This window comes from Nonomuraea sp. NPDC049400, from assembly GCF_044466425.1.
Classification (GTDB): domain Bacteria; phylum Actinomycetota; class Actinomycetes; order Streptosporangiales; family Streptosporangiaceae; genus Nonomuraea.
In genome coordinates, this window is sequence record NZ_JBITMP010000004.1 from 211290 (window position 1) to 222646 (window position 11357).

Sequence of the window (11357 nt, forward strand, 5' to 3'; positions counted from 1 at the left end):
AGTGAGCACCCCTGGAGCGGGCGCATCGCCTGGCAGCTAACCGCCCGCTCCGGGGCCTTCCTTCCGATGGTTCGAAAGGACAGTCCCGATTATGTCCGACTGGCTCATCCCGCTGGCCATCACCGTGGCCTCGGTCTGCACGGTCCTGCTGTTGTGGCGCAAGCTGCACCCCATCTCACTCTGGCTGTGTCTGGGCTACCCGCTCAAGGCCGCACACGTCTACCTCACCTGGGGCAACGTCGCCCTGGGCTGCACGCTCACCCGCAAGCGGCGCCGCTGGCGCTACACCCTCGACGGCCTGCCGATCGTCGGGCACGCCACGATCTCCCTCTCGCAGAAGCGGAAGATCCGCCGCGTCCAGATCGACAAACCGCCCCGCCTGGGCATCATCCGCCCACACCGGCTCGGCTTCCGCGTCAACGTCAAGCTGATGGATGGGCAGACGCCCGAGGACTACGCCGCCCGCCTATCGAACCTCGCGCACGCCTGGCGCGTGCACTCGGTCCGGCTCGTCGCGTCCCGGCCGGGCCGCGTCACGCTGCTGGCTACCCGAGGCGACCCACTCTCGGAGGTCCGCACCCCGGTCCTCTCCGAAGGGCTGCTGAGGGTACGGGTCGGACTGCTGGAAACCGGCGCGCCATGGGTGGTCGACTTCCGCACCGTTCCACACTGGCTCAACACCGGTGCCACCCAATCCGGCAAGTCCACCTTGCTCAACGCGCTCATCACCGGCCTGTCCGCGCAACCCGTCGCCCTGGTGGGCTTCGACCTCAAAGGCGGGGTGGAGCTGACCGCCTACGGGCCGCGCCTGTCGGCCATCGCCACCGAACGAGCCGAATGCGTCGGCCTGCTCGACGACCTGATCTGCCTGGTCAAAACCCGGATGGCCCTGTGCCGCAGCAACAAGGCACGCAACATCTGGAAACTGCCACAGGACCTACGGCCGACACCAGTCGTCGTCCTGGTGGACGAGGTCGCCGAACTGTTCCTGATGGCCCACAAGGGCGAGAAAGACGAGATCGCCTCCACCGCCACCGCCCTGCTGCGGTTGGCCCAGCTCGGCCGGGCCTTCGGCGTCTACCTGTTCGTCTGCGGCCAGCGGGTCGGCTCCGACCTCGGCCCCGGCGTCACCGCCCTGCGCTCCCAGCTCTCCGGCCGGGTCTGCCACCGAGTGAACGACCCGGAGACCGCCACCATGACCCTCGGAGACACCGACCCCGCCGCCCTGGACGCGGCCCGCCAGATCCCAGCCAACATGCCCGGTACCGCCGTTGTCGTCGCCGATGACGGCCGCTGGTACCGCGCCCGCTCCGTCTACGTCAGCGAAGAAGTCGCCGAGGCCGCCGCCCAGGCGCACGCCGATCTCGCGCCCACGTGGGCCGACCTGCTCACCGCCACCGACCTGACCGTCACCGTGACGGACGCGGAGCTGGAGGCGCTGGCCCGCGAGGGCGAGCCCACCTGACCACACCTTGTACGGCCCGGCCGCGAGCCCATCGCGCCAGGTCCCTACCCCGCCCATGCCTGAAGCCCGAAAGGAGGTGCCTCGCTATGGTCCGCATTCGCTCGCGCCTGCTCGACACCGGCCCCGTGGTCGTCCTGGCGGTCATCGCCGCTGTCGGCTCGTTCACCCACATCAGCGACCTGGCCGCCCGGCACGGGCAGCGCGGCTGGCAAGCGTGGGCGGTCGCCGTGTGCATCGACCTGATGTGCGTGATGGCCGCCCGCGAACTCCAACGCGACAAACGCACCGGCCGCCGCCGACACGGGATCATCTCGTGGCCGGCGCTCGTGCTCACCGGCGGCATCGTGCTCACCCTGGCGGCCAACCTGGCCACCGCCCACCCGAGCGTGTGGGGCTGGATCACCGCCGCAACACCCGCCGTGGCGTTCCTGGTCGCGGTCTCCATGCTCGAACGCCGCGCCTCCCGCCGCGCCCCGGCACCCGCCGCACAAGCGGTGACCGAGGACGCCGGTACACCAGTCCAGAAGATCATCCACGACACACCAGCGCTCGACGCTGCCAAGCCGCAACCGGCCCGGCCCGTCCCGTCGCCCGCACTTGTGGCCTACGCCCGCCGCCTGGCCGACGACCACCACACCACCCACCAAAAGCCCATCACCAGCGAGCAGCTACGCGCCCGCATGGGCGTCTCGGCCGAGCTGGCCACAGACCTACTCACCCAGATCCGAAAGGAACCCATCTCATGACCCACCCCACCTCGTTCGAACTGGCCGAGGCCGCCCGCGCCTGGGCCCGCGGTTCCTACGCCATGGAGGCCGCTGTCGAGCTGCTCATCCAGCACGGCGTATGGCTCCACCGCGCCGACTTCCGCCGCTACGCCATCGACTACATCCCTGCCGCCCACACCCGCCCCTCGTACGCGGTCATCGATTGGCAGGCCGCTCACACTGCGCTGTCCGCCGGCCGACTGCCCTGCTGCGGCAGCGAGGCCGCCATCTTGCGCATCGCCCTCTCCCTCGCCGACAGCCTGCCGGTCGAGCTCCGCCCCATCATCACCGGCCTGGACCTCACCAACCTCCGGCGCGTCCTGGCCGCCATCGCGCACGCCAACGGCGACCGCGACGCCTGGATCACCACGCAAGGAGACCCGACATGAACAAGCCCTACTGCCGCCGCTGCCTCGGCTCCGGCGCCATCACCGCCTACCGCAGCCAGCTCAACCCCACCGGCCAAACCCTCGTCATCGAGGTCGCCGAAACCTGCTCCACCCACCAAGGAGGACGCACCCGATGACCACCGAGATCCAGGCCTACGCCTGCGCGACATGCAACGGCACCGGCCTCTACGACGACGACACCTGCCGCGACTGCTCCGGCACCGGCATCGACAACCACAACTGAACGCAAACGACGCCACCACGGGACGGCTCAAGCCTGGCAGCCACGCCGCCCCCGTGGGGCGTCACCCTCCGCACTCAACGAAGGAACTCCAGTATGCGCCACCGGCCATGCCCGGAATGCGGCGGATACGGCTCCGTCCGTGTCCGCTCCATCCGCAGCAACCAACTGATCACCATCAACTGCCCGTGCTGCGAAGGCACCGGAGAGGAGGCACCATGACCGAAGCCATCGAGCTACCCGCATCCATCAGCGCCCTCGTCGGCCCGGTCATCCGCGACCTCGCCCGGCGCTCCAACCACGACGTGACCCGCTGGCTGCACCAGGTGGACCGGCTACGCGGCTGCCGCGAACCCATCCGCCTCACCGGCGAGTCGGACACCATCGACAGCGTCACGGGCGAACTGCTGCGGCACTACACCACCATCCACGAGCCTCACGGCCAACTCCTCGTCCGCTGCGGCAACCGCCGCCAAGCCCGCTGCCCGGCGTGCGCCGAGACCTACCGACGCGACACCTTCCACCTCATCCGCGCGGGCCTTCTCGGCGGCGACAAGGGCGTCCCGGCCACCGTATGCACGCACCCGAGAGTGCTGGCCACCTTCACCGCACCCACCTTCGGCCCCGTCCACCGAGGCCCCGCCAAAGACGGCGCCGCACCCATCTGCCACCCACGCAGGACCAGCCCGGCCTGCTTCACCCGCCACCAACAAGGAGACCCGGCCATCGGCCAACCACTCGACCCTGACACCTACGACTACGTCGGCCACATCCTGTGGAACGCCCACGCCGGAGACCTGTGGCGGCGCTTCACTATCTACCTCCGCCGGCACCTGGCCGCCGCCGCTGGCCTGACCCGCAAGACCTTCGATGAGACCGTACGAATCTCCTTCGCCAAGGTCGCCGAGTACCAGGCCCGCGGTGTTGTCCACTTCCACGCCGTGATCCGGCTGGACAGCCGCACCGAGGACACCACACCCGTCCCACCACCGGCCTGGGCCACTGTCGAACTGCTCGACGGCGCGATCCACTCGGCGGCTCGCGCTGTACAGCTCCCCTCGCCCGACCTCGGACAGCCCACCCGCCAACTCCTCTGGGGCGACCAGATCGACGTCAAACACATCGCCACCGCCGCCGACTCCAGCACCGGCGACATGACCGAAGAGAAGGTCGCGGGCTACATCGCCAAGTACGCCACCAAGGCCGCCGAGACCTCAGGCACTCTCGACCGGCCCCTGACCAGCGCCACCATCCTTCAACTCCACCGCCTCGACATCGCCGAGCACCCGGCACGCCTCATCCGCACCGCCTGGACACTCGGCAACCCAGCCACCCATCCCGACCTCGCCCATCTACGCCTACGCGACTGGGCCCACATGCTCGGCTTCCGCGGCCACTTCTCCACCAAGAGCCGCGCCTACTCCACCACCCTCGGCGACCTGCGCCAGGCCCGCATCGACTGGGCCCGCGCCCGCCTGCCCTACGACCCAGAAACCACCTACGTCCTCGGCCACTGGCAATACGCCGGACAGGGCTTCACACCCGGCGAACACGCCCTGGCCGCCTCGCTCACTCAGGAGGCCGCGTATGACCGCTGAACTGCTCACCGTGCCCGAGGCCATGGCCGTTCTCAAGATCAGCCGCTGGACCCTCTACAACCTGATCCGCTCCGGCGAGATCACATCAATCCTGGTCAGCGCCCGCTGCCGCCGCATCCCATCGTCCGCCCTGGACGCCTACGTGACCCGCCTATGTGAGGAGGCCGCCTGATGGGCAAGCGATCGAACGGGGAAGGCTCGATCTTCCCGTACAAGGACGGCTGGGCGGGCTACGTCTGGGTCACCACGCCTGACGGCAAGCGCACCCGCAAGTGGGCCTACGGCAAGACCCGCGAGGAGACCCACGAGAAGTGGCTCAAGCTCCACGAGCAGGCTCGCAGGGGACCTGTGGCCACCAGACACGAGACGGTGTCCGCCTTCCTCAACCGCTGGCTCTCCGACGTGGTGCAGCCCAACCGCGAACCGACGACCTACGCCGGGTACGAGGCGCTGGTACGGCTCTACCTCATACCCGGCCTGGGCAAGAGGCGACTCGACAAGCTGACCGTCCGCGACGTCCAGACTTGGCTCAACACCCTTCCGGCCCTGTGCACCTGCTGCGCGCAGAAGAAGAAGCGTAAGAAGCCGTGCTGCTCGGATGGCCAGTGCTGCGAGGACCACCCGTCACGCGGGACCGTCGAGAGCATCCGCCGCGTCTTCCGCTCCGCTCTCAATCACGCCATCCGCGAAGAACTGATCTCCAAGAACGCCGTCTCGCTGACCACGCTGCCCAAGGTGACCACGAAGAGGCGCAAGCACGTCGTGTGGAGCGTCGATGACGCGCGGAAGTTCCTCGAGCATCTGCGGGCCGTGGACGAGCCGCTCTACGCAGCCTTCGTGCTCATGCTCGTTCTCGGCCTGCGTCGTGGCGAGGTCCTGGGGCTCACCTGGGACAGCATCGATCTCACTGGTCAAGAGCTGTGGGTCTCCCACCAGCTCAACCGCGTCCACGGCAAGCTGCTCCACCGTGACACGACCAAGACCGCCGATTCGGACGCCTCGCTCCCCCTCCCAGCACTCTGCGTCACCGCCCTCAAGCACCGACGCCGAGTCCAGGAGGACGCCCGCAAAGAGGCCGGCGACAAGTGGAAGGACTCCGATCTCGTCTTCACCACCCGGTACGGCACGCCTGTCGAGCCGCGGAACTTCAACCGATCATTTGAGCTGCGTGGCAAGGCCGCCGGTGTCCCCCGCATCCGCGTCCACGACACTCGGCACACCTGCGCCTCGATGCTGGCCGCTCTGGACGTTCACCCTCGGGTGGCGATGCGTATCCTGCGGCACTCTCAGATCTCGGTGACCATGAACGTCTACACCCAGATCGCGAGTCCTGAGACCCGCAAGGCCCTCGACCAGCTCAACGAAAGCCTCGATCGCTAGAGGTGGTTGCTGTACGGCCATGCAAAAGGCCCTTCCGGATCACCTGGAAGGGCCTTTAAGTTGGGCCTGCGGCCCTCGCGGCTCCCCGTCACCCTGTCGTGATCTGTCGAGAACGTCCTCGAGCTTCAAAACTGGACGCTCTGCAGGTGGTGCCTCGACGGTCTGCGCCCGCTCGGCTAACGCGAGACGACACTGCTGCTCGACACGACCGACTACGGCCACGCCCCAGCACTGCCTGTCGGCGATAGATCGCCTCTTCCGCACCAATGGTCCATAACGACGCTTTATGGGCTGTTTCGGAACTCAGGATGGCCTACACTCCCGGCCGCCTCTTACCTCTGGGTCACGAACGCCAAGAACGTTCCAATTTGGTAATCAGCGAGGCCCGAAAGCGTATATCTTCGGTTAGATCGGCCCACATCTGGACGAGATCGGACCCGAAGGGATGTCCAATGCCACTGGACTGGAGCCGGATCGGCACGGCGGACCACGAACCCTTGCTACGCCCGCGCGACATCTACGCGGCTCTTCCTCACCGGCCTTGGCCCTACCTACGCCAAGAACAGGGCGAGGTACTCGAGAAGTGGTATGTCCGCAGGGATGATCGCGACATCGTCATCAAACAGAACACCGGTGGCGGCAAGACCGTCGCTGGGCTACTAATCGCCCAAAGCACCCTTAACGAAGGCATAGGTAAGGCCGTCTACCTGGCTCCCGACACTTACCTCGCCAGCCGTGTCTGCGAGGAGGCTGCACGTCTCGGCTTGAAGACGACCAACGATCCCAGCGATCTTGCGTTCGTCTCCCAGCAAGCCATCTTGGTGACCACCTTCCACAAGCTGATCAATGGAAAATCAATCTTTGGTGTAGCAGGAGATGGCCGTGCACCAGTCGACCTAGGCATTGTTGTCGTCGACGACGCCCACGCCGCCCTTGCAACAACGGAGGGCCAGTTTCGGCTAACCATCCCCGACACTCATGACGCCTACGGCGCCATCCTCGACATGTTCGAGGAAGATCTTCGGCATCAGTCCCTCAACGTGTGGGAGGACGTTAAGGCCAAGGAATACAGCGCAACCGCTCGTATCCCATTCTGGTCGTGGGCTGATAGGCGTAGCGATGTCATGAAGTTGCTACATCCATTCCGGTCGGATGATGTATTCAAATTCGCCTGGCCGCTGATCTCGAATGTGCTACACCTATGCGCTGCCACCGTCACCGGCCGCAGTGTAGAAATCCGCCCGCCCTGCCCACCGATCCATATGATCCCATCCTTTGCCCGCGCGCGCCGTCGCGTCTATCTGACTGCCACTCTGGCGGATGACAGCATCTTGGTAACAGATCTAGATGCGGCCCCTGAGTTGCTCGCGCATCCGGTCACACCAGGAAGCGCGGCCGATCTGGGTGACCGGATGATACTGGCTCCTATCGCGCTCAACCCTTCCATGGACGAGGAAGCCATCCGTGTTCTGGCTCACCAGTTTTCCCAAGGCGATCGCGACGGTGACGGCATCGTGGAGGCCGAACCCATCAACGTTGTCGTTCTCGTGCCAAGCTTGAAAGCAGCCAACGTGTGGCGGCACTACGCCGACCGCATCCTCTTGGTTCGAGACCTTCAGCAGGGTGTGGCGGATCTCAAGGCCGGCCATGTCGGACTGGTTGTTCTCGTCAACAAGTATGACGGAATCGACCTCCCTGGCAGGGCCTGCGACCTGCTCATTCTGGATGGCATTCCGCGGCCGATGGACGCTGTGGAGAGCCGGGAGGCTGTTGCTCTTGCCGATAGCCCTGTCCGACTAGCCCGCGAGGTACAGCGCATCGAGCAGGGCATGGGGCGCGGTGTACGTGACACAGACGACTCATGTGCAGTACTGCTGCTGGGTGCCAATCTCGCGGTGGCTACCCATGATCCGCTTCACCTGAGCCTCTTCTCGCCGGCTACCCGGGCACAGCTCAATCTGAGCCGCGACATCGCCACGCAGATTCAGGGAGAGGGCCTGGATGCAATCCGTAGTGCACTGTCTGCCTGCCTGAACCGCCTTCCCGCCTGGGTCGAACGCAGCCGCCGGGCGCTCGCGGAGGTCCGCTACGCAGAGACCAGCACCATCCGCCCAGAGGCCATCGCCGCACGCAAAGCGTTCGACCTTGCCTCGGCTGGTCAGTCGCTTGCCGCTGTGGACCAACTGCAGGAGGTCATCAACACTCTGAGTGATCCTGCTACAAGTGGTTGGATCATGGAGCAGAAGGCTGCGTACCTGCACCTGACTGATCCTGCAGCCGCGCAACAAGTGCTCTCTGCTGCGGGAAATAGGAACGCCTTCGTTCTCCGACCAGCCGTCGGCGTTGCTCCCTCTCAGCTCAAAGCCGCCGCTAGTCAGGCGCGCGCGGCTGCTGAGTTCTTGGCGAGCCAGTACAAGGACGCAACATCTTTGGTCCTGGGCGTGCGGGCCATGCTAGATCAGATCACGTGGGACGAAGAGCGCACCAAGGAGGCCGAAGCCGCGTGGGAGCGCTTGGGACGTCATCTGGGGTTCACCAGTTCTCGCCCAGAGCAGGCGTACGGCACCGGCCCGGATAACTTGTGGGTGCTCGGTCGCGACCGCCACGCGGTCACCGAGCTGAAGACGGGCGCAACAACCGAAACTATTTCCAAGAAGGACCTAGACCAGCTCGGTGGCAGTGTCCGCTGGGATCAGGAGCAATACCCTGAAGTTACTCCGCTTCCGGTCATGGTCCACCCGAGCCGGGACCTCGACGTACGAGGTATAGGCGTACCAAATATGCGGGTGGTTACGACAGCGAAGCTGGAGGAGCTCAAAGACGCCGTCAGGGCCTATACGACCGCCCTTGCTGATGGCATGGGGCGCTGGGGTGATGAGCAAGCTGTTGCCACTCAGCTCGCCCACAGCAAACTTGACCATGGCAATGTGTTTCGGATGTACGCAGAAGCCCCACGGTCTGGATCGTAAATCTTTGCGTCCGCCGACGACTGAATCGCCAGACGACAATCGTGTCGGCACTAACAGGAACAACAACCAGAAGGGCGCTCCGCACGCACTTCCACCGTGCTCGGCAAGGCAGGGGCGGCTGCAACATGTTGCAGCCGCCCCTCACTCGCCGAGTGCCTTGAAGACTTGCAGGTCAGAATGGCGGTTCATCCGAGAAATCGAGGACGGGCTGAGCCTGCGTGTTCGTGACCTTGGCTCCCAAAAGAGGAGGCGGCAATTCTTCGGTGTCGAAAGCCGCACTCCACGCCCGTCTGAACAGCTCTTTGTGCGTTGAGGTGTCCGGCTCGCCGTATCCCTCGTAGTCGTTGTGATAGTACTCCGCATCGGGATCAACATCGGCGAGCGCGCACAGCGGCGCATAAATCGCGTATGCCGTTTCCCACCGCTCAGGAATGACCTTGCCGTGGAGGGTGCGCCGGATCGTCTCCTGGCTCGCCGTGCCGTCAAGCCCAAGTCGTTCCGCGGTGGAGACGATCTGCTTGAGCGGAGGGCGTCCAGCGGCCCGGTACATCTGGAAGAGAAGTATCAGGAGCTCCCGGTGCGGGCCTTCGGGCACCTGATCCTTGGATGGCATGGCTATCGCTCTCACCATGACAAGACCCTCGCCTACTATCGACACATCAAGACGAGCAAAGCCTACTCCCGACAACCTTTGACCACCTAGACTTCAATCACGACCACGTTAAATCGCCACGTATCACCAGAGAAAACACTTCAACACAAAGGGAAAACTACTCCAGAGCACCCCGATGCTGGGATCAGAGCAGGCGAAAGCCGGAGTTCTCAGGAATGGAAGGCTCGCCGCTCAAGACAAGGGCGTGATCGCCGCGCCCTACGTCCCCCTACGGAGGAGCGATGTACCTACTCACCGTCCGAGCCGCCGTCGTGGTCATGGCGGCGGCATTCGTTGCGGTGCTCGCGTTCGCCCTGACGACGTCGGCCGGCACCATCTGGCAGATGGCGTTCCTGTACAGCGGTGGCACGTTCGGCTTGGCCATCCCGTTCTTCAACAAGATCATCCCGCCCAGTGGCGACAAGGTGGAGGACACCAACTGACGTTCGGTTAGCGTTCCAGCTCTGGGCGCTCCAGCGATGGATCACCCCTGGGGGACAGTCGTATCGCGTTCGGTGACCATGAACGTCTAAACCCAGATCGCTAGTCCTGAGACCCGCAAGGCTCTACCAGCTCAACGAAAGCCTCGATCGCTAGAGGCGGTTGCTGTACGGAGCTGCTGTACACCCATGCAAAAGGCCCTTCCGGATCATCCGGAAGGGCCTTTGAACTGGAGCCGCCTTGGGGATTCGAACCCCAGACCCCTTCATTACGAGTGAAGTGCTCTGGCCGACTGAGCTAAGGCGGCGGGCTCTGCAGCTTCGAAGAGTCTACAGGAGCCCAAGGGGTTCTCGCTCCCATCGATCTACCGTCCCGGGCGGCGGCCTCGTTCGGGTATTCACCGGTCCGCTGCGCCGTAGTACCGTGACCGTACTGTCCGGGCACGCGTACGTCCGGTTGCTCGGGGTTTCTCCAAGAGAAGACAGATCGCCGAAAGACTCTGTGACGGGTTTCTCCCAAGATCAGACGGAGGATGTCTTGCCCCGTATCGTGGTCGCTCCGGATGGCAGAAGGCTGGCGGTCGAGGAGCGGGGAAAGCCCGGCGGCACCCCGATCTTCCTCCTGCACGGCACTCCCGGCAGCAGGCTCGGCCCGTCTCCCCGCGCGCAGGTGCTCTACCGGCTGGGTGTCCGGCTGATCACCTTTGACCGGCCGGGATACGGGCTGTCGGACAGGATGCCGAGCAGGACGGTGGCCAGCATCGCCGCGGATGTGGCGGCGATCGCGGACGCGCTCGAGATCGACAGGTTCGCCGTCGTGGGGCGTTCGGGCGGCGCGCCGCACGCGCTCGCCTGCGCCGCGCTGCTTCCCGAGCGCACGAGGCGAGCGGCCGCGCTGGTCAGCCTCGCCCCGCACAGCGCCGAGGGGCTCGACTGGTTCGCGGGCATGGCGGAGTCGAACGTGCTCGAATATCTGGTCGCACGGACGGGGCCGCATCTCGCGGCCACCCGCCTGACCTCGCTCGCGAACCAGATCCGGGCGGATCCCGAAAGCAAGGTGCTGTCCATCGGACAGGAGGGCGGTCGCGCCGACCGCCGGATCGTCTCCGACCACGGCCTGCGCCGGATGATGGTCCGCAACTTCACCGAGGCCCTGCGCCACTCGGCGGACGGGTGGGTGGACGACGTGCTGGCGTTCAACTCGGATTGGGGGTTCGATCCGGCCGTCATCCGGGTGCCCACCCTGGTGTGGCATGGCGAGAACGACGTGTTCGCCCCGGTGGGGCACGCCCGCTGGCTGGGCCGGCGCATCCCGAACGCGACGGTCTGCATCCAGCGCGGGCTGGCACATCTCGACGCCCTGAGCGTCCTGCCCAGGGTGCTGCCCTGGCTCACCCGCGAACTCGTCGAACCGGCGGGCTGAGCGTCAGATCGGCTGCGGATCGAAATCCTGAGC

11 protein-coding genes and 1 tRNA gene are annotated in these 11357 nt (G+C 65.6%); 10 read left to right on the forward strand and 2 right to left on the reverse strand.

Features of this window, described 5'->3' with window-relative positions:
* The first annotated feature begins 91 nt into the window (after positions 1–91).
* From ACIBVN_RS06980 to ACIBVN_RS07015, 8 genes are all read left to right on the forward strand, one after another.
* Positions 92–1465, forward strand: coding sequence for an FtsK/SpoIIIE domain-containing protein (locus tag ACIBVN_RS06980; RefSeq protein WP_397133529.1), 1374 nt, complete (start codon positions 92–94; stop codon positions 1463–1465).
* 86 nt (positions 1466–1551) lie between these two features.
* Complete coding sequence (locus ACIBVN_RS06985; protein WP_397133531.1) at positions 1552–2211, forward strand: DUF2637 domain-containing protein; 660 nt, start codon at positions 1552–1554, stop codon at positions 2209–2211.
* The gene (locus ACIBVN_RS06990; RefSeq protein WP_397133533.1) at positions 2208–2621 is read left to right on the forward strand and encodes a hypothetical protein; all 414 of its coding nucleotides are present in this window, start codon (positions 2208–2210) and stop codon (positions 2619–2621) included. Before ACIBVN_RS06985 ends, ACIBVN_RS06990 begins: the two co-directional genes overlap by 4 nt.
* Positions 2618–2758 carry a hypothetical protein gene (locus ACIBVN_RS06995; protein WP_397133535.1) on the forward strand — a complete coding sequence of 47 codons (141 nt, stop codon included), beginning with the start codon at positions 2618–2620 and terminating at the stop codon, positions 2756–2758. The genes ACIBVN_RS06990 and ACIBVN_RS06995 overlap by 4 nt, the downstream gene beginning before the upstream one ends.
* 322 nt (positions 2759–3080) lie before the next feature.
* The gene (locus ACIBVN_RS07000; protein ID WP_397133537.1) at positions 3081–4460 is read left to right on the forward strand and encodes a replication initiator; all 1380 of its coding nucleotides are present in this window, start codon (positions 3081–3083) and stop codon (positions 4458–4460) included.
* Entirely contained in the window at positions 4450–4632 is a 183-nt protein-coding gene (locus ACIBVN_RS07005) for a helix-turn-helix transcriptional regulator (protein ID WP_397133539.1), read from the forward strand. Before ACIBVN_RS07000 ends, ACIBVN_RS07005 begins: the two co-directional genes overlap by 11 nt.
* A complete protein-coding gene (xerC, locus tag ACIBVN_RS07010; RefSeq protein WP_397133541.1) occupies positions 4632–5840 on the forward strand; it encodes a tyrosine recombinase XerC in 1209 nt (402 codons plus the stop codon). Before ACIBVN_RS07005 ends, xerC begins: the two co-directional genes overlap by 1 nt.
* Before the next feature lie 452 nt (positions 5841–6292).
* A complete protein-coding gene (locus tag ACIBVN_RS07015; protein WP_397133543.1) occupies positions 6293–8809 on the forward strand; it encodes a DEAD/DEAH box helicase in 2517 nt (838 codons plus the stop codon).
* Positions 8810–8981: 172 nt separating this feature from the next.
* Here ACIBVN_RS07015 and ACIBVN_RS07020 read toward each other — a convergent pair whose 3' ends face one another.
* Positions 8982–9422, reverse strand: a complete 441-nt coding sequence (locus ACIBVN_RS07020; RefSeq protein ID WP_397133545.1) for a hypothetical protein — start codon at positions 9420–9422, stop codon at positions 8982–8984.
* A 281-nt stretch (positions 9423–9703) separates the two neighbouring features.
* Between ACIBVN_RS07020 and ACIBVN_RS07025 the strand changes: the two genes are divergently transcribed.
* Positions 9704–9904, forward strand: a complete 201-nt coding sequence (locus ACIBVN_RS07025; RefSeq protein WP_397133547.1) for a hypothetical protein — start codon at positions 9704–9706, stop codon at positions 9902–9904.
* A gap of 228 nt (positions 9905–10132) precedes the next feature.
* On the opposite strand, the gene ACIBVN_RS07030 is transcribed toward ACIBVN_RS07025, so the two are convergent.
* Positions 10133–10209: transfer RNA gene (locus ACIBVN_RS07030), tRNA-Thr, on the reverse strand.
* Positions 10210–10439: 230 nt separating this feature from the next.
* On the opposite strand from ACIBVN_RS07030, the gene ACIBVN_RS07035 reads away from it, so the two are divergent.
* On the forward strand, positions 10440–11324 hold the full coding sequence (locus ACIBVN_RS07035) for an alpha/beta fold hydrolase (protein ID WP_397133549.1): 885 nt from the start codon (positions 10440–10442) through the stop codon (positions 11322–11324).
* Positions 11325–11357 lie beyond the last annotated feature (33 nt).